This is a genomic window from Pseudomonas sp. Marseille-Q0931 (genome assembly GCF_940789645.1).
Lineage (GTDB): Bacteria > Pseudomonadota > Gammaproteobacteria > Pseudomonadales > Pseudomonadaceae > Aquipseudomonas.
In genome coordinates this window covers 39,498-60,200 of sequence record NZ_CALNWT010000003.1, presented here as the reverse complement: position 1 = coordinate 60,200, position 20,703 = coordinate 39,498, and the positions used below count along the sequence as shown (strand labels likewise).

At 61.6% G+C, this 20,703-nt stretch carries 18 protein-coding genes; 7 read left to right on the top strand and 11 right to left on the bottom strand.

Annotated features, from left to right (window positions below; all coding sequences use genetic code 11):
- Nucleotides 1-19 precede the first annotated feature (19 nt).
- Nucleotides 20-721 carry an FMN-dependent NADH-azoreductase gene (locus tag P3C50_RS09140; RefSeq protein WP_275545763.1) on the bottom strand — a complete coding sequence of 234 codons (702 nt, stop codon included), beginning with the start codon at nt 719-721 and terminating at the stop codon, nt 20-22.
- A gap of 119 nt (nt 722-840) precedes the next feature.
- Here P3C50_RS09140 and gcvA point away from each other — a divergent pair, with 119 nt between their 5' ends.
- The 3 genes from gcvA to P3C50_RS09125 all read left to right on the top strand — a co-directional run bounded on the left by gcvA (nt 841) and on the right by P3C50_RS09125 (nt 2,336).
- A complete protein-coding gene (gcvA, locus tag P3C50_RS09135) occupies nt 841-1,740 on the top strand; it encodes a transcriptional regulator GcvA (RefSeq protein WP_275545762.1) in 900 nt (299 codons plus the stop codon).
- Nucleotides 1,741-1,821: 81 nt separating this feature from the next.
- A complete protein-coding gene (locus tag P3C50_RS09130; RefSeq protein WP_275545761.1) occupies nt 1,822-2,046 on the top strand; it encodes an addiction module protein in 225 nt (74 codons plus the stop codon).
- Entirely contained in the window at nt 2,043-2,336 is a 294-nt protein-coding gene (locus P3C50_RS09125; protein WP_275545760.1) for a type II toxin-antitoxin system RelE/ParE family toxin, read from the top strand. Before P3C50_RS09130 ends, P3C50_RS09125 begins: the two co-directional genes overlap by 4 nt.
- A gap of 160 nt (nt 2,337-2,496) precedes the next feature.
- On the opposite strand, the gene P3C50_RS09120 is transcribed toward P3C50_RS09125, so the two are convergent.
- Nucleotides 2,497-3,885 carry an FAD-binding oxidoreductase gene (locus tag P3C50_RS09120; protein WP_275545759.1) on the bottom strand — a complete coding sequence of 463 codons (1,389 nt, stop codon included), beginning with the start codon at nt 3,883-3,885 and terminating at the stop codon, nt 2,497-2,499.
- A gap of 192 nt (nt 3,886-4,077) precedes the next feature.
- Nucleotides 4,078-4,935, bottom strand: a complete 858-nt coding sequence (locus tag P3C50_RS09115; RefSeq protein WP_275545758.1) for a DMT family transporter — start codon at nt 4,933-4,935, stop codon at nt 4,078-4,080.
- 538 nt (nt 4,936-5,473) lie between these two features.
- Between P3C50_RS09115 and P3C50_RS09110 the strand changes: the two genes are divergently transcribed.
- On the top strand, nt 5,474-7,573 hold the full coding sequence (locus P3C50_RS09110) for a TonB-dependent receptor (RefSeq protein WP_275545757.1): 2,100 nt from the start codon (nt 5,474-5,476) through the stop codon (nt 7,571-7,573).
- 153 nt (nt 7,574-7,726) lie between these two features.
- Here P3C50_RS09110 and P3C50_RS09105 read toward each other — a convergent pair whose 3' ends face one another.
- The gene (locus tag P3C50_RS09105; RefSeq protein WP_275545756.1) at nt 7,727-8,422 is read right to left on the bottom strand and encodes a GNAT family N-acetyltransferase; all 696 of its coding nucleotides are present in this window, start codon (nt 8,420-8,422) and stop codon (nt 7,727-7,729) included.
- 127 nt (nt 8,423-8,549) lie between these two features.
- A complete protein-coding gene (locus P3C50_RS09100) occupies nt 8,550-9,734 on the bottom strand; it encodes a GGDEF domain-containing protein (RefSeq protein ID WP_275545755.1) in 1,185 nt (394 codons plus the stop codon).
- Nucleotides 9,735-9,977: 243 nt separating this feature from the next.
- Here P3C50_RS09100 and P3C50_RS09095 point away from each other — a divergent pair, with 243 nt between their 5' ends.
- Nucleotides 9,978-10,313 carry a hypothetical protein gene (locus P3C50_RS09095; protein WP_275545754.1) on the top strand — a complete coding sequence of 112 codons (336 nt, stop codon included), beginning with the start codon at nt 9,978-9,980 and terminating at the stop codon, nt 10,311-10,313.
- A complete protein-coding gene (locus P3C50_RS09090) occupies nt 10,297-10,488 on the top strand; it encodes a DUF1289 domain-containing protein (RefSeq protein WP_275545753.1) in 192 nt (63 codons plus the stop codon). Before P3C50_RS09095 ends, P3C50_RS09090 begins: the two co-directional genes overlap by 17 nt.
- A gap of 37 nt (nt 10,489-10,525) precedes the next feature.
- Here P3C50_RS09090 and P3C50_RS09085 read toward each other — a convergent pair whose 3' ends face one another.
- From P3C50_RS09085 to P3C50_RS09060, 6 genes are all read right to left on the bottom strand, one after another.
- On the bottom strand, nt 10,526-11,056 hold the full coding sequence (locus P3C50_RS09085; protein WP_275545752.1) for an REP-associated tyrosine transposase: 531 nt from the start codon (nt 11,054-11,056) through the stop codon (nt 10,526-10,528).
- A gap of 166 nt (nt 11,057-11,222) precedes the next feature.
- Complete coding sequence (locus P3C50_RS09080) at nt 11,223-12,161, bottom strand: hypothetical protein (protein WP_275545751.1); 939 nt, start codon at nt 12,159-12,161, stop codon at nt 11,223-11,225.
- 114 nt (nt 12,162-12,275) lie between these two features.
- Entirely contained in the window at nt 12,276-12,788 is a 513-nt protein-coding gene (locus P3C50_RS09075; RefSeq protein ID WP_209450212.1) for a hypothetical protein, read from the bottom strand.
- A gap of 1,260 nt (nt 12,789-14,048) precedes the next feature.
- A complete protein-coding gene (locus P3C50_RS09070; RefSeq protein ID WP_275545750.1) occupies nt 14,049-14,228 on the bottom strand; it encodes a hypothetical protein in 180 nt (59 codons plus the stop codon).
- Nucleotides 14,229-14,379: 151 nt separating this feature from the next.
- Nucleotides 14,380-15,630 carry a ribonucleotide-diphosphate reductase subunit beta gene (locus P3C50_RS09065; RefSeq protein ID WP_275545749.1) on the bottom strand — a complete coding sequence of 417 codons (1,251 nt, stop codon included), beginning with the start codon at nt 15,628-15,630 and terminating at the stop codon, nt 14,380-14,382.
- Between the two features lie 507 nt (nt 15,631-16,137).
- Nucleotides 16,138-19,044 (bottom strand): ribonucleoside-diphosphate reductase subunit alpha, encoded by a 2,907-nt coding sequence (locus tag P3C50_RS09060; RefSeq protein WP_275545748.1) that lies wholly within the window; start codon nt 19,042-19,044, stop codon nt 16,138-16,140.
- Nucleotides 19,045-19,950: 906 nt separating this feature from the next.
- Between P3C50_RS09060 and P3C50_RS09055 the strand changes: the two genes are divergently transcribed.
- Complete coding sequence (locus tag P3C50_RS09055) at nt 19,951-20,703, top strand: response regulator (RefSeq protein WP_275545747.1); 753 nt, start codon at nt 19,951-19,953, stop codon at nt 20,701-20,703.

Below are 20,703 nucleotides of genomic sequence, written 5' to 3'. Positions count from 1 at the left end.
ACGCTAAGCCCTCACGTGGTCACGCCGGCTGTGCGACGCGTTCGGCCTGCACGGAGCGTTGCAGTTCGGCCACCAGCGCATCGACCTTGTTCAGCCCCTGCCTGACTGACTCTGCGAGCAATTCGCCGCCGACTTCCTGACCTTCGATGGCGATCTGGTGCACGCGGGTGAGGCCGATGAAACCGAGTGCGGTGATCAGATTCGGCTCCAGATGGTTCATGTGCGCCATCTCGCCACCGGCATCGAAGCCGACACCGCCGCGTGCCGTAAGAATCACCACATGGCGCGGTCGGTCGGCCAGCTTGGGCACGTAGGGGTCGAGCGGGTTGCTCTCGTCCATCTCCACGGTGCGACCGGGGCGTACCACTTGGTCGATCCACGCCTTGAGCGCTGCCGGCATGCCGAAGTTGTACAGCGGCGTGCCGATCACCAGCACATCCGCTGCGATCAATTCGTCCACCAGGCGATCACTTTCGGCCAGCGTGTCGCGCATCCAGGCCTCGCGCTTCGGCTCGGGGGTGAATGACGACGCTATCCAGTCATGGCTGATGATCGACGGCGGGTTCTGGCCGATGTCGCGGTAGGTGACGACGTCCTGTGGGCGGCGCGCCTGCCACTGGCTGATGAAACGGTGGCTGAGGTTGCGGCTGTGCGAGCCGTGCTGGTCCTTGCCGGCCAGGCCGGGGCGGGCGCTGGCGTCGATATGCAGAATCTTGGTCATGGTGAGTCTCCTGCTTGAATTTCTATTCATCTGTGAAAAGCTGCAGGGACAGGCTAAGTTCGCCTGTATGAGACGACAAACGATCAATATTTTCTGAAATGGATGAGGAAAACTCAGCTATGAGCCGGCGCAAACTACCGCCGCTTTCCGCCTTGCGCGCCTTCGAGGCGGCGGCTCGTCATGAGAGCGCCAAGCAGGCCGCGGAGGAACTTTCCGTCACTGCCACGGCGATCAGCCACCAGATCCGTGCGCTGGAGGAATCCCTCGGCCTTGCGCTGTTCGTCCGCAAGCCTCGTCAGCTGGAACTGACCATGGCCGGGCGCGAGCTGCAGCAGGTGCTGGAAAGCGCCTTCGACAGCATCGGCGCTGCGGTCGAGCGGCTCAGCGCCGCACCGCGCCGGCATGCCGTCACCCTCAGCACCACGCCCGCGGTGGCGGTGCGCTGGCTGCTGTCCTGGGTCTGCCTGCTGCGCGATTCCCACCCGGACATCGACCTGCGCATTCATGCCTCGCACGAACCGGTGGCGCTCGACGGTGTCACCGCCGATATCGCCATTCGCTACGGCGATGGCCGCTGGCCCGGGCTGGTGGCGGAAAAACTCTTCGACAACACCTTCGTGCCCGCCTGCAGCCCGCTGCTGGAACTGCACGATGTGGCCGACTTGCCCAGGCATTCGCTGATCCACTTTCGCAACCAGGCGGCGATTTCCTCGCCCATGGATTGGGCCTTCTGGCAGAAGCAGGCTCAGGTGGAGGGACTGGACGTCGGCGCCGGGCTGGTGTTTTCCGACGAGACCCACGCCGTCTCGGCCGCCGTCGGCGCCCAGGGCGTGGCGCTGATGAGTCGGCAACTGATTGAAGACGAGTTGAAGGCAGGGCGATTGGTGCAGCCCTTCGGACCCGAGCTGGAAGGCAAGCCGTTCTTTCTGGTGTACCCGGAAAGTCGGCGCAATGACCCGAGTATCCAGGCCTTGCGGGAATGGATCCTGACGGTGCCGGGTGGGATGTGTTCGGTGTGACGAAAGTTAAGGGGCCACAGCCATGGCTCCCGCTAAGCATCCGTGCCAAGATTTGCCGGTACACAAGCGAGAGGTGAAGCCATGAATCTGCAGAAGATCGAGGATGAAGCCCTGCATCTTTCCAAGAAGGAGCGGGCACAGCTGATCCAGCGTCTGGTCTTGAGTCTGGATACCCCTGCGGAAGACGAACTGCGTTCAGACTGGTTGCTTGAAGCACAGAGGCGTGCGCAAGAGCTCGATAGCGGCTCGATTCAGGCAGTGCCGGGTGACGAGGTGATGAAGAAGGCCAGAGCCCTGATTCGATGAAGTATTTTTTCCACCCGGCAGCGGAAGCCGAGTTTCTGGAGTCAGTCGGTTATTACGAATCGAAGGTTCCTGGATTGGGTGGGGTATTGATCAACGAGTTTCAGGCCTTGGCTACATTGATTGGTGAGTCGCCCAAGGCCTGGCGGGTTGAACTTGAGCCAGATATTCGCAGCGTTCCCCTTCAGCGTTTTCCGCTATCGATCATCTACCGGCCAAAACCTGACGGCTTCCAGATTCTGGCCGTTGCCCATCACCGTCGGCGTCCGCAGTACTGGCTTGGCAGGCTTTGATTCGTCCTTTGGCTGACCGGTACGGCCCATCACATCGGCTTCGTTGATGCGCGCGTGGGGCTTTGGCCGTGGCAGAGCGGTGGCGAGTGCTTCTGATGATGCGCGGGAGCGGCAGCCAGGATGGATCGTCTCGTCCAGCATCTACTGCGGCGGTTACTCGCTATGGAGCTGGCCTGCGATAGTAGGCGTCCCACAGCTTGTTGCGGAATTTGTTGCTTGGGTCGACGCGTTTTTTCAGCGCGAAGAACGCTTCGGCGCGCGGATAGGCGGCGAGGAACTGCTCACGGTTGGCGTGGATTTGATACGGCAGGTAGTAGCTGCCCTGGTGGGCGATGGCGAGGTCGATCAGTTGCCGGGTCCATTCGGCGACGGCATCGCGCTCGCTGGGCGAGACGCCCTGGCGGTAATAGATCACCAGCGCGAAGGTGTCTTCGCGAGCCCAGGCCAGCAGCGTACCCGGGTCGGCCTTGGCATGGCGGATGGAGATATTGGCGACCTTGACCTTGTGCTCCTGGAGCACCTCCTTCATTCCTGCTACGAACTGCTCCAACTGGGCTTGCGGGACGAAATACTCCTGCAGCACGTAGCTGTAGTCGGGGCCGGAAATGGGCTGCAGCTCGCGCACATCCAGGCTGGCTTCATGGTTGCGCCACTGCACCTGCGGTCGTTTGAGCAGTAGCGGGTCGACCAGGCTTTCACGCACCTTGGCGCCGCCATTGCTGCTGGCTACTGCCAATGCGGCGCGCATAGCCTTGTAGTCGCGGTCCAGCGGCACCAGGCCTTCCGTCACGGTCAGCGGTGCGTCCGTACGCAGGTAGGACACGGCGCGAACGCTGTTGTAGTCGTCGGTGTAGAGAATGCCGTTGTGCATCACCATGTCCGGGTTGTCGATGACCTGGCTGGCGAAGAACTGCGCATAGTCACTGAGCGGCATGACTTGCGTCTGACGCATCAGCTTGCTGTTCTCCACCAGCGGCAGGGTGGCTTCGACGATGACGCCCAGCCCGCCGTAACCGCCAATGGCACCGTAGAAGAACTCGCTGTTGTGCGTCGGGCTGGCGTCCACCACCTGGCCGTCGGCCAACACCAGACGCAACGAACGCACGCCGAGCACCAGCGGCCCCTGGCCGACGTAACGGCCGTGGGCATTGACGCTGAGCGCGCCGCCTACGGTGAAGTTGGCGTAGGACTGCATGATCTGCGGCGACAGACCGTGTGGGTCGATGTACTCCAGCACTTCGCGCCAGGTGATGCCGGCCTGCACACGAATCTCCCGGCGCTCTGCGGAAAACTCCAGCACCTGGTTGAAACGGCGCATGTCCAGTTGCAGGGCCTGCTCGGTAGCGATCTGCCCGCCCATGCTGTAGCGACCGCCGCCAATGGCGATGGGCCCGGCATGCCCGCGCACCGCCTCGACGATCTGCTCCAATTCGGTAGGCGCCAGCACCTGCGCGACCTCGATGGGGTTCATGCCGCTGACGTCGTTGACGATTTCCCCGGCATGGGCGGCCTGGCACAGAAGCAGGATAAGGAGGGGGAGGATGCGCATCGGACGTCCTTGTTCGCGGCAGTGAAGCGGATGATGTTGCTGCTGGGGCTGTTGCTCGCGCGGCTATGCAGGTGCCGCCAGGCGAGCGCTGCCGTGCATTGTTCCTCAACTGCGCCTGCGAGTGTCAATTGAAATGTCGGCGGCACCTGGCGGTTGGTATCCGCCGCGCCGGTCAGCCAGGGCTGGGCAAATTCAAGCCGGCAGCGCCGGGCGTACGCGAAGCGTCATGCCGGCATGCACCGCCAGGGTGGCGATTACCAGCGCGCCACCGTAGAGCGTCGCATTGGCCGGCGTCTCCTGCAGGAAGTACCAGACCCAGAGCGTACCCAGCACGCTTTCCAGCAGGTAGAACAGCGCGACTTCGGCAGAGGGCAGATAACGGGTCGCGTTGTTGATCAGCAAGGTCGCCAGCGGCATCTGCACCAGGCCCATGATGGCCAGCGCCCAATAGCTCGAAGCGCCCAGGGCGAAGGGCTGAGCGTTGGGCCAGGCGATCAGTGCCGCCGCCAGCCCGCCGAGGGCGATCAGCGGCATGCGTTCCAGCTTAGGGTGGCGGCGCAGTAGCGTCAGGTTGGCGCCCACCGCCGCCGATGACAGCAGCGCGTAGCCGTTGCCGGCCAGGTCGGTCGCGTTAAACGCGCCGGCGAATACCAGCATGATGCCCAATGCCGCCACGCCGATCGCCAGCCAGGTGCGCAGGGCCACCTGCTCGCCGAGAAAGAAGCGGGTGAACAGCGCGGCGAACAACGGCGCGGTGCACAGAATGACCACCACATTGGCGACCTGGGTATGGATCACCGCCAGCACGAAGAAGATCGAGATCAACGCCAGCAGCAGGGCCGAACAGGCGCTGAGGAGCGGTTGCGCACGGACGCTGGCACGGCTTCTGGCTGACAGCGAGAACACGCCGAGCGCCAGGAACATCAGCAGACCGCGCCAGAACACGATGCTCCAGCCATCGGCCTGCGCCAGGCGCACCAGCAGACCATCGAAGCTGAGTAGGGTGATGCCGCTGGTAACGAGCAGCAAACCGCGCGCTGAATCTTTCATCCGTGTGTCCTCGACGTGCCGCTGTGGGCATCCTGTTGCTGCTGGAGGAAGGCTGCCTCGAAATGGTGCACAGCCAGACGCTGTGTCGATGGTGGACGTGGTTTTTGCTGCAGACCTGCCCAGAAGCGCCGCGAGTGCTGCGGTTCGCGACCTTATCGTCGTGGGGAAGAGCGCGGCTGTTTTCATCTAGCGTTGGCGCTGGCGTGCGGGTTTCTTGCTACGTGAGGCTGCAACTACTGAACAGCCGAGGCGGGTCCTGTGGCTCGCTGTTGGAGAAGGGCGGCAGAGCAGGACACCGGACAGAATAGCCCTGCATACCTTTATTCTCGGGCAAAGCGGCTGCGTTGCAGACCGCTCGCAACGTGCACGACAGCTCTTCATCACGTAGTGCGGGCTGCTACTGGTTTCCTTTCATCTGAGGTGAGCCATTCAAGATTCAGCAGGCTTGAAGTAAGGAATAAATACTTCTATGTATCAAATGAAAAACATTATCATGCGCGCCCGTTAATAAATCACCTTTGTCTGGATGCGTGCTGAGATGTTCTCCCTTTCGCGACTAACCTCCATTTCGCTGGGCTTTTCCGTTCTACTGACAACCGGCTTTGCTTGCGCCGCGACGGCCAACCTGCCTGAGATCGTGGTCTATGGCGAGGCCGACGAGGAAGCCGATAACCCCCGCGTCAAGGAGGTCAGCACCGCCACGCGCACTGCCACGCCGGTGCGTTACGTGCCGCAGGCCATCGATACACTGAAGACGAGCAACGTGCTGAACTATGGCACCAATGATCTGGGCAAGGCGCTCAGCGGCCTGCCCAACGTCAGCAGCGGGGCGGATACCCGTTTCGACAGCCTGCGCATCCGTGGCTTCGATGCCAGCAACGACTTTTACCTGGATGGCGTGCGTGACGACAGCCAGTATGTGCGCGACCTGCACAACATCGAGCGCATCGAAGTGCTCAAGGGGCCGGCAGCCGTGCTCTATGGGCGTGGCAGCCAGGGCGGTATCGTCAACCGCATCAGCAAGGCGCCCGAAGCTGGCCGTCGCTCCACGCTCGAGGCACAGGGCGGCAGCGAAGACCTGCGCAGCCTGTATGCCGACCTCAGCGCCGACCCCTCCGACACCATCAGTCTGCGCCTGAACATGGGCAATGAAGACAGCAACAGCTTCCGTGGCGGCGTCTCCAGCCATCGTCAACTGTTCGCGCCGTCCATGAGCTGGCAGCTGACGCCTGAGCTGAACTGGCTGGTGCAGTATGAATACAGCCGCTTCGACCGCACCCCGGATCGTGGTATCCCCGGCGTTGGCGGGCGCCCGGCGGACGTCAAGCGCGACACCACCTATGGCGATGACCGCGATTTCATCGACGACACCACGCAAACACTGCGCTCCAGGCTCACCTACGAATTGAATGACAACTGGCAACTGCGTCATACCGCCAGCCTCTTCAAACTCGACAGCGACTTTGACAACACCTACCTGACTGGCTTCAACGCTGCTACCCAGCGCGTGACCCGGCAACGTTGGCAGCAGGACCTGCGCACCCGCAACCTGTTCAACAACCTGGAGGCCGAAGGCACCGTCGACACCTTCGGCTTAGAGCATCGTCTGCTGAGCGGTGTGGAAATGGGTAGCCAGCGTCGTGACCCGAAGCTCTACAGCGCGCTCGCCGTTAATCAGGGCGGCCAGGCCGTACCCGCGCTCGACCTGTACAAGCCGGATCGCAGCCAGAGTCACCGGGGCGCCATGACCCTCTCCAGCAACAACCACACCGAAGTCGAAAGCCGTGGCATCTACGTGCAGGATCAACTGCGCCTGAATGACCAATGGCAACTGTTGGCCGGCTTGCGTTACGACGAGTTCGAGGTGGCCACCACCAACAAGCTGCGCAACCTCAAGGAAGATCGCAACAGCTACGGCCTCAGCCCCCGCGCCGGTATCGTCTGGACGCCGCTGCAGCATCACTCCTTCTACGCCTCCTGGAGCAAGACCTTCTCCCCGGTCGGCGGTGGTCTGATCGGTATCACCCCGGGCGCCTCGGGCAATGGCAACGAACTCGAGCCCGAACAGACCCGGCAGAAGGAAGTCGGCGTCAAGAGCGACTGGCTGGACGAGCGCCTGAGCACCACCCTAGCCGTATACGAGCTGGAACTCTACAACCGCCGTACCAGCGACCCGAACGACCCGACCCTGACCATCCTCACCGGCCTGCAGCGCTCGCGTGGTATCGAGCTGACCGCAACCGGCCGACTGGTCGGCAACTGGTACCTGCGCGGCGGCATCGGTTTGCAGGACGCCAGCATCGTCAAGGACAACAACGGCCTGGAAGGCAACCGCGTCAGCAACGTTGCCAAGCGCAATGGCAGCCTGTTCGTCACCTGGAAGCCTGAGCTGGGCTGGTACGCCGAAACCGGTGTGACCTTGGTGGGCGAGCGCTTTGCCGACAACCAGAACACCACCGTACTGCCTGGCTATGGTACCTGGGACGCCCTGGCCGGCTACCGTCACAAGGACTGGGATGTGCGCGCGGCGCTGAACAACATCACTGACCGTACCTACTACAGCTCTGCCACCAGCGCCGGGCAGATCCAGCTGGGCGAACCGCGTAACCTTGTGGTCAGTGCCAGCTACTCGTTCTGATCGGGCGAGAGCCCCCTGTCGTAACGCTCTATCAGCGTTGGCGGGCGTTGAACGTCCGCCAACCGCGCGTGTGCATGGGCGTAGTTGGCTGACCGCCGCAGGTGACGGCGCTCGGCATTTCGTGAAGCCCCCACGCCTGGCGTGGGCATCGCTTCAATGCAGCGCGCGTGAAGGCAGGCGCTCGTCGACCAGTTGCTGAGCCTGCAGGGCGAGCGTGTCGAGGTGCTGGTCGCGCTGCTTTTCCGCCTGTTGCATGGCGCGCTGGCCGTGCTGCTTGAGCAGGTAGGCGTGAATTTGCCGGACCTCCGTGGAGGCGAACACGGGCGCCAGGTCAGCGACGGCGAACATGCCGCTGGAGCGATAGTCGCGGCTGTTCATCACCACCTGCGCACCCTGGGCTGCCAGCACCTGCAAACCCAGGGCCTCGAACAGCGGTACCTTGTCTGCCGTGCAGGCCAGCTCCAGGTGCGGGCGTCGCTCCAGCACGCGTTGCAGCAGCGCCCGGCCGATGCCCTGAGCGCGATGCTCGCTGTGCACCGCCATATAGGCGAGGGTGCAGGCGGCAGCATCGTCCGGGCTGGGCAGGTACAGGGCAAACCCGAGTACACGGGCCGGGTCTTCATCGTCCAGCGCCAGTAGCAACTGCACGGGGCCTTCGACGTCGCCGTTCATGGACTGCAGGTGCAGATGCAGCTCATAGCCGATCACGTACTGGTAAAGCTGATACAGCGGGTTGCTCGGCAGCAGCGGTACCGCGCTGACGTCGGCGAAGTAGTCCACCACCATCTGCTGCACCTGGCTCTTCAGTGACTCGGGCGGAGGGCTGCTGAGGTGAGAAAGGGTGAACATCAGGAGGCTCCGCAGGGCAAGGGCGTGGCCGGGGATTGTAACCCGCCGGCTGCGTCCATGACGTTTCGTAGGCGATGGCGCCGCGAACCCGATCTCGACCTTGATCGGGAATGCCAGCAGATCGGCGCTACGGTGTGCCTCTATCCGCTCGGCCGCGATTCGCCTCCGTCCGGTCATCCACCCGCGTGCTGTTGCGGCCGCCGCGCTTGGACTGATACAGCGCGGTGTCGCCTTGCTCGATCAACGCCGCCAGGCTGGCCGGTGGTCGATCGAACAGCATGGCGCCGATGCTCAGGGTGACGGCCTCGGGAGTGTCGAATGTTTGCGCTGCCATCGGGTTGAAGCGTTGGCGCAGCGCATCGCTCAAGGCCACGACACGCTCGTTCGACGCATCGCCCAGCAGGATGACGAACTCGTCTCCGCCCAGGCGAGCCGTCAGCGCACGTTCCGGCAGCAGCGCGCGGAGCATCTCGCCGAGGGCGATCAGCAAACGATCCCCCGCAAGGTGGCCGTGGAGATCGTTGACCTGCTTGAAGTTGTCGATGTCGATCAGCAGTAGTGCGCCAAGGCGGGTGGGCGAAGTTTCCTTCAGCAGGTTGCCGGCTCTCGCCTCCAGCGCGCGGCGGTTGTACAGCGCGGTCAGCGGATCGCGAGCGGCCAGGCGCTCGATGCGTTTTTCGCGGCGCCAACGCACGGTGCCGGTCATCGACAGGGCAATCAGCATCAGCGCCATGGCACCTTCCACCAACGAAATCTGGATGATCAGGCCACGAAAGGCGTTGAGGTCGATCAGCGCGCCGGGAATCACTGCGGTCATTGCCTTGGCCGCATAGAACAGGCCGTGCATCAGCAACACATAGCGCAACTGCACGGCGCCCACGCTCAATGACCTGCCGTGAGGACGCAGCAGGGCGCTGGCCTTGAGGGTGACCAGGGCGACCAACATCGAGTTGGTGAACAGCATGACCCTGGACCACAGCGGCCCCTCCGGCAGGAGCAGCATCGCCAGCCAGGCGACGAAAATCAGGTACCAGGCCCGCGAGAAGCGCGCTTCGGTGAAGCGGGCCACACCCAGTAAAAACAGCCAGTGGGCGGTGATCAGCAGGCCATTGGCGAACCAGATGCCAATCAGGATCAGGCCGCTGCCGCGCAACAGGGCAAGGGTCGAGCCGATGGCGATGGTCGCGAAGCCCGCACTCCAGAACAGCAAGGGCGACTCCCGCACGTTGCGCCACTCAACCGCCAGGTACAGCGCAGCGGCCACGGCGAGGGCGATGGTGAGAGTCAGCATGGTCGGGGCGTCGAACGCCATGTTCTACAGGGCCTGTACGGATCGATGAGAAGGGAGCGGTGGGCATTCCGCCTGCGGTCTGTTTGGCGGCAGATTTTAAGGGTTAGGGCGGATTTTCACAGCGCTGGCGGTCGGGTGTCTGCAGTGGCGATTGGACGCTTTGCTCGTTCCCACGCTCTGCGTCATGAACGCCATCGCAGCGTCCTGGCCTATAGCGTCTCGGGTAACATGGCGGGGCATCGAACACAGATCCGGAAGACCCATATGCCATCGCCGAAACGAAGATACTCAGGCATCGAGCGCGAGCTGATCCGCGCGCTGACCCTGGCCTGTGAAACGGCGAAAAGCGAAGTCGTCGGCTTCCAATGGCTGACCCATGATGTGGACTACGAGCAGTTTCCGCAGAGCCTTGTCGTAACCTGGGTGTTCGACACCGAGGCGAACAAGGCGCGGGCACTCGCCAGTGCCGACAAGGCGAGAATGCTGGCGCTGACCCTGGCGGCTTTCGACGAGGTGGGTATCAGCGTATCCCGCATCGCCGACCACGTAGCGTTCTCGGTCGAACGACCGGCAAGGGGCAAGCGTGGCCAAGGACATTGAGAACCCCTGCGTGTCGCTGTGCCAGCTCAACGGCGAGCTGTGCGTCAGCTGTGGACGCACGCGCGAGGAAATCCGCAAATGGCGGGGCATGAAACGCCCCGAGAAGATGGCCACCGTGCAGAAGGCCGCAGCAAGGATGAAGGCGATTGCCAAGAAGAAAGGTAAAAGTCAGTAGGGTGGATGACGCTTTTTTTCATCCACCATCGGGTAGCTCACTCACCATAACCACCCTCGACCTGCTCCGGCACACCACACCAATCTGCTGGGTAAATACCTTCCGCCACTGCCCGATGGAAGCTCGAATAGGGCCAATCCGCCAACCGTGCCACATGGCCGTGTTTAAGCGGGTTGTAGTGGATGTAATCGAAGTGGCGCTGGTAATCGCGTTCGTCACGGATCAGATGTTCCCAGTAGCGCCTTTGCCAAATACCACGCTCACGCCTGTTCTGTTGGTTGACGCTTAGCATTTCGGTGGCGGGTAGGCGTTTGCTGAAAGCGAACTTGATGACCTTCCAGCGCAGGGCAAAATCTGCGTCGCTAGGCGGGAGTGTCCACAGGCAATGCATGTGCTCGGGCAGCACCACCCAGGCATCGATATGGAAGGGGTGACGGGTTTTGGTGGCGCGCACAGTCTCGCGCAGCAAGTCGATTTCGCGGATCAGCAGATCGCTGGTGCGATCGCGCAGGTTGACGGTGAAGAAGTAGGTGGCGCCAGCAACGCGGGCGCGCCGGTAATTGGGCATTGCGGCTCGTCCTTGAGCGGTGGCTGTATCTAAACCATGGTGGACAAGCTTCGCGTTGTCCACCCTACACGGTATGTCGGCGACCCGTAGGGTGGATGACGCTTTTTTCATCCACCGTCAGCGGTTGTCCGGGCTACTCGCTGGCAGCCGACTGCAGCTTCGACGATCAATCAATGGCCGCTTCGCCGAAGCGATAATCCACCGCTACGAGTCGATCCAGCGAGTTGCCGTAATGAAAGGTGAATGGTCGCCCGGCAGCCATGATCCGCTTCAGGCAGTTCGCCTCGAACTTGCCAAGATCGGTGGTGGTAAGGCCGCCTCTGTGGTCGATCAAACCTAGTTCACCGAAGAAGAACACCAGTTCATCGGCCTGGTTGGCACGGGCATTGGCGCTGGTGATCAGCTTGTAGCGGTAATGGCCTTCGGCAACGGCCTTATCGAGGTCGCTGTTGCCGATACTCACCGACGAAGGCAGACGGAAGCTCTGTGTCGCCAGAAACGGGTTGAGCATGTCGACGCTGCCACTCTCGCCGGGGGCGTTCAACTGGTAGTGGATTTGCGGCAGCGGCTTCTCCAGGCCCAGGGTGACCTGGCAGTGCACCGGGCTGGACTGGTACAGGCGGACACCTGGCGCTTCGCGCTCCTGGTACATCAGTCGTGGCGTGTCGAAGTACTCGATGCGGCTGGTGAATTGCGGGCGCATCGTGTTGGCCTTTGCCTGCAGCATCCGGATCGTGTCGGCAAATGGATCACCCTTTACCACTTCGGGCTCCTGCTGCTTGATGCGCAAACGCACCTGTTGCGCCTCGGCACGTGCCTTGAGCAGATCGTTGAAGTAGGTGGTCAGGCTTGTCTGCTGTTGCTGGCTCAGCGCGTCTTCGGGGAATGAGACGGCTACCGCCTTGCCATTGTCGTGTGTGTCGAGCGTCGCCTGGCTGCTGTCGATACCGGCGTTTTGCAGGCCATCCAGAATTGCTTGCTGGTATTGCGAGTCGAGCCCCCAGCCACTGGCAACAGGTTGCTCGAAGTGCAGAACCAGGCGTTCTTCCTTGCAGGCGCCAAGCAGTATCAGCGCGCCAAGCAGCAGGATGCGATGGACGTTCATTAGACCTCTCCCTAGGTCAGCAATGGGCCGCGCATGATAGCGCCTGGTTTGTGCGGGGGAAGGGAAGTGGGGCACGACCGTGGGAATTCCCCTGCGGGGCGTGGGCGATCAACCTTAGCTAACGTCCAGCTGGCGCTGGGTGATGTCCTTCATCTTGGCGCCGAGGATCGCCGCCTCGATTGCCTTCACCGTGTCCTTGGCCGGAGGCATTTCGAAGACGGCACTTTCGGCGAGGGTGTACAGGCGCTCGCCGCTATTCAGGGTCAGTTCGAGAAATGCCACGTGCTCCGACCAGGAGCGGTAGCGGCGCACCATGAAAAGGCTGTGGCTGGCCTTGGTCGAGCTGATTTTCGCCAGGGGAATCCGGCGGTTGCCGTCCTCGCTGCACAGCACCAGTTCGTCCGCGTGGATGAAGGCAGGTTGGCTTTTGGCGATCCGGCGCCATTCCACGATGAAGCGGCCCAAGATGATCAGCATGACGCAGGGCAGAGGCGAGAGCAGGGCGAATTCATCGTTTGCCAGGCCCTTCAGGGTGATGCCGGCCATGAGCAGCAGGAAGAGAAGGGTGATGATCCTGTAGAACTGGACGTTGCCGAACTCCGACTGGGACAGTAAACGGACTTCCATGCGTCATTTTTCCTGGGGGTTATTGCTGCGGAGTTGGGACAGCGTATTGCATCTGTTGCGGTGTTGCTGGGTCTGCTCCGCAAAACGCGGGCGGAGCAATCTGTAGGGATGATGCTTTTATTACCCGCCATCAGCGGTTGTCCGGGCTGCTCGCTTGGTTCGCGTGAATCCGCCGCTTATGTTAGGTCCTTCATACCGGTTCCGCTCTTACAGCGGCTCACTTTTGGCAAACGCCCGGATGGCCGGCCCCGCCAAAAGTAAGCAAAAGGTTTTTGCCCCTACCATCCGGCCCGACTTCGTCGGGTTCCCTCGCTTCATCGTCGTTCCAGGGGCACGCCGCGAAGGGCCATCCCTGGCCCATCGCGGCTCTCGCGGCATCCATGCCGCTCAACCCCTTGACTCGCTTCGCTGGCCCTCCGGGCCAGCCTGCGGCTGTTACTTCGCTGCGCTTCGTTTCACAACGATCCCACTCGGCCTCCTGACGGGGCGTTTGGCATCGTCTGTGAGATTTGTGTCTTAGAAACAAAGCCAGAGCATTGCGGTTCGGCCGCAATGCTCTGGCTTTAAGCTCTGCTTTTGCTTGCTGTTCTGCCTTCCACAAAACGCTCAGGCACCGCGATCCCCGAATCCCGTCAGGAGGCCGAGTGGAGGTGCTGCGGAGAGGGGCGTTTGGCATGGATGCCAAACGAGGAGTGATGGGCCAGGGATGGCCCTTCGCGACGACCCTCGGAACAGCGCCGGAGTGAGGGGAGTTTCGCGCAGCGAAACCCGGATGCCGGGCGCGCTTTCTCTTTGGTTACTTTCTCTTTCGCGCGAGCAAAGAGAAAGTAACTCGCCGTAAGGGCGAAACCAGTAGAAGAGGGTGACGTAGAAAATAAATCTGTCACCTTTTCTGTCATGTTCCTTAGATTCTGTTCTAAGTCGGTAATTGTATTTGTATTGTGTTTTTCGAGTATGGGCGTGACGAAGGTTAGAAAGAAAGCCGCGGTAGACGCACATGAAATTGCTGCCGCAGTCAGAGGATGCTCTTTCTAGTTCACTACTATTCCTCTTGGGTTTATCTAATAGGCGCGTGGCCGAGGTATAGGTCAGCGGTCATATGCTTTTGGGGATGTAGAACCAATCCCTGTTCAATGCCCTCCAGTCTGAACTCTCACGCTTCGGTGCAGTAGTAAACCTGAGCCGCTTTATATCGTCTCGAGGCGGACGCTGAAGCGTCGAGTTTTACATTCTCATACGGAGGGTGATATTGATCAATTTTTACTGCACGGGAGCGTTGGAATGATCAACGGCGACTGTTACTTCTGCTTTTCCTGACTCAAGATCCATTGTTGCTCGAACTGCTGCCTTGTCTTTCACTAGAAAAACTAAGGCAATAACTGCCGCAACAAACATGATGCCAATTACTATAGCAACGACAATACCTAAGTTTTCTTTCATGGCTGCCCCCGTATGACAGATAGTCGACCTCCTTGTCGTCCATAAATTAATTTCCGATCTAATAAGACTGCAAAAAGTAGCAAGTCAGCCACTGCCAGATAGCTATGTTCTTAGCCTCGCAATTTGGCAGCGGCATCTGGATGGTTGATGATCAATCCCAGCTCAACGCCCCACCAGTCTGATACTCGATCACTCGGGTTTCGAAGAAGTTCTTCTCCTTCTTCAGGTCCATGATCTCGCTCATCCACGGGAAGGGGTTGGTGGTACCTGGGTACTCTTCCTTCAGGCCGATCTGGGTCAGGCGGCGGTTGGCGATGAATTTGAGGTAGTCCTCCATCATCGCGGCGTTCATGCCCAGTACGCCGCGCGGCATGGTGTCGCGGGCGTATTCGATTTCCAGTTGAGTGCCCTGCAGGATCATCTGGGTCGCTTCGTCCTTCATCTGGGCATCCCACAGGTGCGGGTTCTCGATCTTGATCTGGTTGATCACGTCGATGCCGAAGTTCAGGTGCATGGACTCGTCACGCAGGATGTACTGGAACTGCTCGGCGGTGCCGGTCATCTTGTTGCGACGACCCATGGAGAGGATCTGGGTGAAGCCGCAGTAGAAGAAGATGCCTTCCAGTACGCAGTAGTAGGCGATCAGGTTGCGCAGGAACTGGCGGTCGGTTTCCGGGGTGCCGGTCTGGAACTGCGGATCGGAGATCGAGCGGGTGTACTTCAGGCCCCAGGAGGCCTTCTTCGCGACGCTCGGGATCTCGTGGTACATGTTGAAGATCTCGCCTTCATCCATGCCCAGCGATTCGATGCAGTACTGGTAGGCGTGGGTGTGGATCGCTTCCTCGAAGGCCTGGCGCAGGATGTACTGGCGGCACTCGGGGTTGGTGATCAGGCGGTACACGGCCAGTACCAGGTTGTTGGCCACCAGGCTGTCGGCGGTGGAGAAGAAACCGAGGTTGCGCATGACGATGCGGCGCTCGTCTTCGGAGAGACCGTCGGTGCTCTTCCACAGCGCGATGTCGGCGTTCATGTTCACTTCCTGCGGCATCCAGTGGTTGGCGCAACCATCCAGATACTTCTGCCAGGCCCAGTCGTACTTGAAGGGGACGAGCTGGTTGAGGTCGGCGCGGGCGTTGATCATCTGCTTGTCGCCGACCTGTACGCGCGCGGAGGCGCCTTCGAGGTCGTCCAGGCCTTCCTGGATGTCGAGGTCGTTCAGGGCTTTCTTGGCGCGGGCGACGGCGTCGGAGTCGTTGGCGTCGACGGCGCGAGCCTGCTCGACCGAGCCGGCAGCTTCGCTGTCGAGCTTGTCGAAGTTGGTGCCGGCGCTTTGTGCGCTGGCTTTGCTTGCGGCGGCGGCTTCTGCGCCGTCTTCCTTGTCGAATTCATCCCAGCTCAGCATGGCTTGGCTCCTGCGTGAGGGCCGGTCAATGAACCGGCCTGTATGGATATACAGATAATTTGAATTATGTTCCGTTGCGTGATGCGCGCAAGGGTAAACGGGTACCACTGGTCAGCAGGCGGTGGGTTGCTGGCTGACCGTTGCCCCTCGACCCGGAGGAGGAGGGGCGGGAATTTGTGAGAGGGGCTAGGCTCGGGTAGGAGTGGATTTATCCGCGAATTTCGCGGCTGAAGCCGCTCCTACGGAAGAGCCTTGCCCTCTCCCTAACCCTCGGTTCGGGCTTCCTGCTTCACCCTACCTCCTGCATCCCTGCAGTCGTCTCCCGCAAGCGGGAGAGGGGACTGACTGTTGCTTTGCTTTAGAACTGCATCAGACCTTCGAGCGTGTAGCTGAGCGAGTGAGCGCTAGGCGCCTGGTAGGTCGGAGCCCCTGAGCGTACTTCAGTACGTGATGGGGGCCGGCCTACCGGGCAACGACGCGGGCGCCGCTCAGATACGCGCGAAAGCCTTACTGGCACGCTTCGCAGTCGGGTTCGTCGATGGCACAGGCCTTGGGAACCGGTGCCGGCGCCGGGGCGGCCTGCTGGGCAGGCGCCTGGGCCTTGGCCGAGAAGCCTTCGTCACCACCAGCGGATACTGCGTTGAGCTTGCCGGTGTTGATGGTGGATTTCTCGGTGCTGGTAGCGGCCAGGGCACGGAGGTAGTAGGTGGTTTTCAGGCCACGGTACCAGGCCATGCGGTAGGTCACGTCCAGCTTCTTGCCCGAGGCGCCGGCGATGTACAGGTTCAGCGACTGAGCCTGGTCGATCCACTTCTGGCGACGGCTGGCGGCGTCGACGATCCACTTGGTTTCCACTTCGAACGCGGTGGCGTACAGGTCTTTCAGATCCTGCGGGATGCGCTCGATCTGCTGCACGGAACCGTCGTAGTACTTCAGGTCGTTGACCATGACCGGGTCCCACAGGCCGCGGTTTTTCAGGTCGCGCACCAGGTAGGGGTTGATCACGGTGAATTCGCCGGAGAGGTTCGATTTCACGTACAGGTTCTGGTAGGTCGGCTCGATGGACTGCGACACGCCAATGATGTTGGAGATGGTCGCGGTCGGCGCGATGGCCATGATGTTCGAGTTGCGAATACCTTTCTTCACGCGCTCGCGGATCGGCGCCCAGTCCAGCGATTCGGACAGGTCGACGTCGATGTACTTCTGGCCACGGGCTTCGATCAGCAGTTGCTGCGAGTCCAGCGGCAGGATGCCCTTGCTCCACAGCGAGCCTTCGAAGGTGCTGTAGCTGCCGCGCTCGTCGGCCAGGTCACAGGACGCCTGGATAGCGTAGTAGCTGATGGCTTCCATCGACTTGTCGGCGAACTCGATGGCCGCGTCGGAGCCGTAGGCGATGTGCTGCAGGTACAGGGCGTCCTGGAAGCCCATCAGGCCGAGGCCGACCGGACGGTGCTTGAAGTTGGAGTTACGTGCCTGATCCACGCTGTAGTAGTTGATGTCGATGACGTTATCGAGCATGCGCACAGCGGTCTTGACGGTGCGACCGAGTTTCTCGATGTCCAGCTTGCCGTCGACGATGTGGTTGACCAGGTTGACCGAGCCCAGGTTGCAGACCGCGATCTCGTCCTTGTTGGTGTTCAGGGTGATCTCGGTGCACAGGTTGGAGCTGTGTACCACGCCCACGTGCTGCTGCGGGCTGCGCAGGTTGCACGGGTCCTTGAAGGTCAGCCACGGGTGGCCGGTCTCGAACAGCATCGAGAGCATCTTGCGCCACAGGTCCTTGGCCTGGATGGTCTTGTACAGCTTGATCTTGCCGTACTCGATCAGGGCTTCGTAGTACTCGTAGCGCTCTTCGAAGGCCTTGCCGGTCAGGTCGTGCAGGTCCGGTACTTCGGACGGGCTGAACAGGGTCCACTTGCCGTCTTCGAAGACGCGCTTCATGAACAGGTCCGGAATCCAGTTGGCGGTGTTCATGTCGTGGGTACGACGACGGTCGTCACCGGTGTTCTTGCGCAGCTCGAGGAATTCCTCGATGTCCATGTGCCAGGTTTCCAGGTAGGCGCACACGGCGCCCTTGCGCTTGCCGCCCTGGTTGACCGCCACTGCGGTGTCGTTGACCACTTTGAGGAACGGCACGACGCCCTGGGACTTGCCGTTGGTGCCCTTGATGTAGGAGCCCAGCGCGCGCACCGGGGTCCAGTCGTTGCCCAGGCCGCCGGCGAATTTGCTCAGCATGGCGTTGTCGTGGATGGCGCCGTAGATGCCCGACAGGTCGTCCGGCACGGTGGTCAGGTAGCAGGAGGACAGCTGCGGACGCAGGGTGCCGGCGTTGAACAGGGTCGGTGTGGACGCCATGTAGTCGAACGAGGACAGCAGGTTGTAGAACTCGATGGCGCGATCTTCGCGGTTCTTCGGCTCTTCGATGGCCAGGCCCATGGCCACGCGCATGAAGAACACCTGCGGCAGTTCGAAACGGATGCCGTCCTTGTGGATGAAGTAGCGGTCGTACAGGGTCTGCAGGCCGAGGTAGGTGAACTGCTGGTCGCGCTCGTGGTTGATGGCGCGGCCCAGTTTCTCCAGATCGAACTCCTTCAGCTTGGCGTCCAGCAGCTCGAACTCCACGCCCTTGTCGACGTAGGCGGGCAGGGCCTTGGCATACAGGTCGGCCATCTCGTGGTGAGTGGCGCTGCCAGCGATGCTGAGGAAGCTCAGGGCCTCGGCGCGGATGTTGTCCATCAGCAGGCGGGCGGTGACGTAGCTGTAGTTCGGCTCACGCTCGACCAGGGTACGGGCAGTCATCACCAGGGCGGTGTTGACGTCCTTCTCGGCCACGCCGTCGTACAGGTTCTTCAGGGTTTCGCGCTCGATCAGACCGCCGTCGACTTCGGCCAGGCCTTCGCAGGCCTCCGTGATGATGGTCTGCAGGCGGCCCATGTCCAGCGGCTGTACTTCGCCAGCGGCGGTGGTGATGCGGATGCTCGGGTGCGGCTGGGCGATTTCGCTGCCGGCACTGGCCTTGCGCTTGCTGGCCTGGGCTTCGCGGTAGATCACGTAGTCGCGGGCGACTTTCTGCTCGCCGGCGCGCATCAGGGCCAGTTCGACCTGGTCCTGGATTTCTTCGATGTGGATGGTGCCGCCGGACGGCATGCGGCGCTTGAAGGTGGCGGTGACCTGCTCGGTCAGACGCGCGACGGTGTCATGGATACGCGACGAAGCGGCAGCGGTGCCGCCTTCTACTGCAAGGAAGGCCTTGGTGATGGCGACGGTGATCTTGTCATCGGTGTAGGGGACGACAGTGCCGTTGCGCTTGATCACACGCAGTTGGCCGGGCGCGGTGGCAGCCAGATCCTGGGAGGATTCAGCGGCCTGCGGCGCCACGGCCTGCGGGTTCTCGCGAGTAGTGTCGGTATGCATGGAGATCTCCGTGTTCTGTAATTTTTGGTTGGACGTCACGATTAGAAACTGTGCCCTGTCCGCCGTTCATTCCATTAGCAGGCCGTTGAAAAACTACCTGCGTTGGCAATCCTGCGTTAAAAACGACCTCAAAATGCTCATTTACAGCACGTAAACTGCGCTTTTTCGGTCGTTTTTGCCTTGTCTTGCCTGCCTCGCCTACGTTTTTCAACGGTCTGCTAACAACTGAGCCGCACGCGGCAGCGGGGCCGGGTACGGGTGTCGCAATAGCTGGCAGGGTGGGCACGACTTCAAGTGCCGTCCTGGCGCATAAGTCACAGCGGGGCATTACCACGCCCCGCCTACTACATATAGTGGTCGACTGGCGGACAAGACCGCTGCCTGACCGGCTCACGCGTAACGTCGAGCGTTGCGGCGTGGCTGTAACCCAGGCCGGGCCTGGGTTAGGGCGAAACGATTGGCCGGAACATCTGGAAAACCCTGTGAAAAGGGCTTGCGCGATTCGTTCTTTTTGTGTCCGGTTTTCTGTGGCAACCCAATATCTGGTGGGTGCTGCGCGATGGGGATACAAGATAGTGCGCTGTTGGAGGCATTGCAAGGCACTGGAAAAGGAACAACCTGTGGATAAGGTGTGAGTGTCTTGTGGGTGCCGGCGGCGTAGCCCGCATGTTCTCTGGCTCTGGCTGCTGATGACCGTTCGTCGCGCCTAAGAGCGGGATTTCAGCGAGTTGGCGAAGCTGTTCTGCGGCGCACAGACTACCACTATATATAGTGCTTTTGGCATGTGCTGTGCTTGACGAGACGGTCAGGCTCGGGCAGCGGGTTTGCCGCTCGCGCCGAGACGCACACAGCCCCTAGAATGGCTGCGGTATTTGCGGCGCTTGCCGGTATGCGAAGGGGATAGGTGTGGAACAAGAAGCGTGGCAGATTCTGATTGTCGAGGATGACCAGCGCCTGGCGCAGTTGACCCGCGAGTATCTGGAGGGCAACGGCCTGCGCGTTGCCATCGAGGCCGACGGCGCCCGTGCGGCGGCGCGAATTCTCGCCGAGCAGCCGGACCTGGTGATTCTCGACCTGATGCTGCCGGGTGAAGACGGCCTGAGCATCTGCCGCAAGGTGCGCGGCGGCTACAAGGGGCCGATTCTCATGCTCACCGCGCGCACCGACGACATGGACCAGGTGCTGGGCCTGGAGATGGGCGCCGATGACTACGTGTGCAAGCCGGTGCGCCCGCGCGTGTTGCTAGCGCGCATTCGCGCGCTGCTGCGCCGCCGCGAGGGGGGCGAGAGCGAGCGTGACGAGAGCCAGGCGCGGCGCCTGCAATTCGGTGCCCTGGCCATCGACAGTGCCATGCGCGAGGCCTGGCTGGGCGAGCAGGGTATCGAGCTGACCAGCGCCGAGTTCGACCTGTTGTGGCTGCTGGCGGTCAATGCCGGGCGCATCCTGTCGCGCGAGGAAATCTTCAATTCCCTGCGAGGCATAGAGTACGACGGCCAGGACCGCTCCATCGACGTGCGCATCTCGCGCATCCGCCCGAAGATCGGTGACGACCCGATGCATCCGCGGATGATCAAGACGGTGCGCAGCAAGGGCTATCTGTTCGTCGCCGAGGCCGCCGAAGCGCTGCCCTTCGGTGATGCACCGCTTCTGCGCGATTGA

Bases quoted from the DNA above. Each gene is read 5' to 3' on its own strand.
- P3C50_RS09140 (WP_275545763.1), bottom strand. From the start codon at position 721: ATGACCAAGATTCTGCATATCGACGCCAGCGCCCGCCCCGGCCTGGCC.
- gcvA (WP_275545762.1), top strand. From the start codon at position 841: ATGAGCCGGCGCAAACTACCGCCGCTTTCCGCCTTGCGCGCCTTCGAG.
- P3C50_RS09130 (WP_275545761.1), top strand. From the start codon at position 1,822: ATGAATCTGCAGAAGATCGAGGATGAAGCCCTGCATCTTTCCAAGAAG.
- P3C50_RS09125 (WP_275545760.1), top strand. From the start codon at position 2,043: ATGAAGTATTTTTTCCACCCGGCAGCGGAAGCCGAGTTTCTGGAGTCA.
- P3C50_RS09120 (WP_275545759.1), bottom strand. From the start codon at position 3,885: ATGCGCATCCTCCCCCTCCTTATCCTGCTTCTGTGCCAGGCCGCCCAT.
- P3C50_RS09115 (WP_275545758.1), bottom strand. From the start codon at position 4,935: ATGAAAGATTCAGCGCGCGGTTTGCTGCTCGTTACCAGCGGCATCACC.
- P3C50_RS09110 (WP_275545757.1), top strand. From the start codon at position 5,474: ATGTTCTCCCTTTCGCGACTAACCTCCATTTCGCTGGGCTTTTCCGTT.
- P3C50_RS09105 (WP_275545756.1), bottom strand. From the start codon at position 8,422: ATGTTCACCCTTTCTCACCTCAGCAGCCCTCCGCCCGAGTCACTGAAG.
- P3C50_RS09100 (WP_275545755.1), bottom strand. From the start codon at position 9,734: ATGGCGTTCGACGCCCCGACCATGCTGACTCTCACCATCGCCCTCGCC.
- P3C50_RS09095 (WP_275545754.1), top strand. From the start codon at position 9,978: ATGCCATCGCCGAAACGAAGATACTCAGGCATCGAGCGCGAGCTGATC.
- P3C50_RS09085 (WP_275545752.1), bottom strand. From the start codon at position 11,056: ATGCCCAATTACCGGCGCGCCCGCGTTGCTGGCGCCACCTACTTCTTC.
- P3C50_RS09080 (WP_275545751.1), bottom strand. From the start codon at position 12,161: ATGAACGTCCATCGCATCCTGCTGCTTGGCGCGCTGATACTGCTTGGC.
- P3C50_RS09075 (WP_209450212.1), bottom strand. From the start codon at position 12,788: ATGGAAGTCCGTTTACTGTCCCAGTCGGAGTTCGGCAACGTCCAGTTC.
- P3C50_RS09070 (WP_275545750.1), bottom strand. From the start codon at position 14,228: ATGAAAGAAAACTTAGGTATTGTCGTTGCTATAGTAATTGGCATCATG.
- P3C50_RS09065 (WP_275545749.1), bottom strand. From the start codon at position 15,630: ATGCTGAGCTGGGATGAATTCGACAAGGAAGACGGCGCAGAAGCCGCC.
- P3C50_RS09060 (WP_275545748.1), bottom strand. From the start codon at position 19,044: ATGCATACCGACACTACTCGCGAGAACCCGCAGGCCGTGGCGCCGCAG.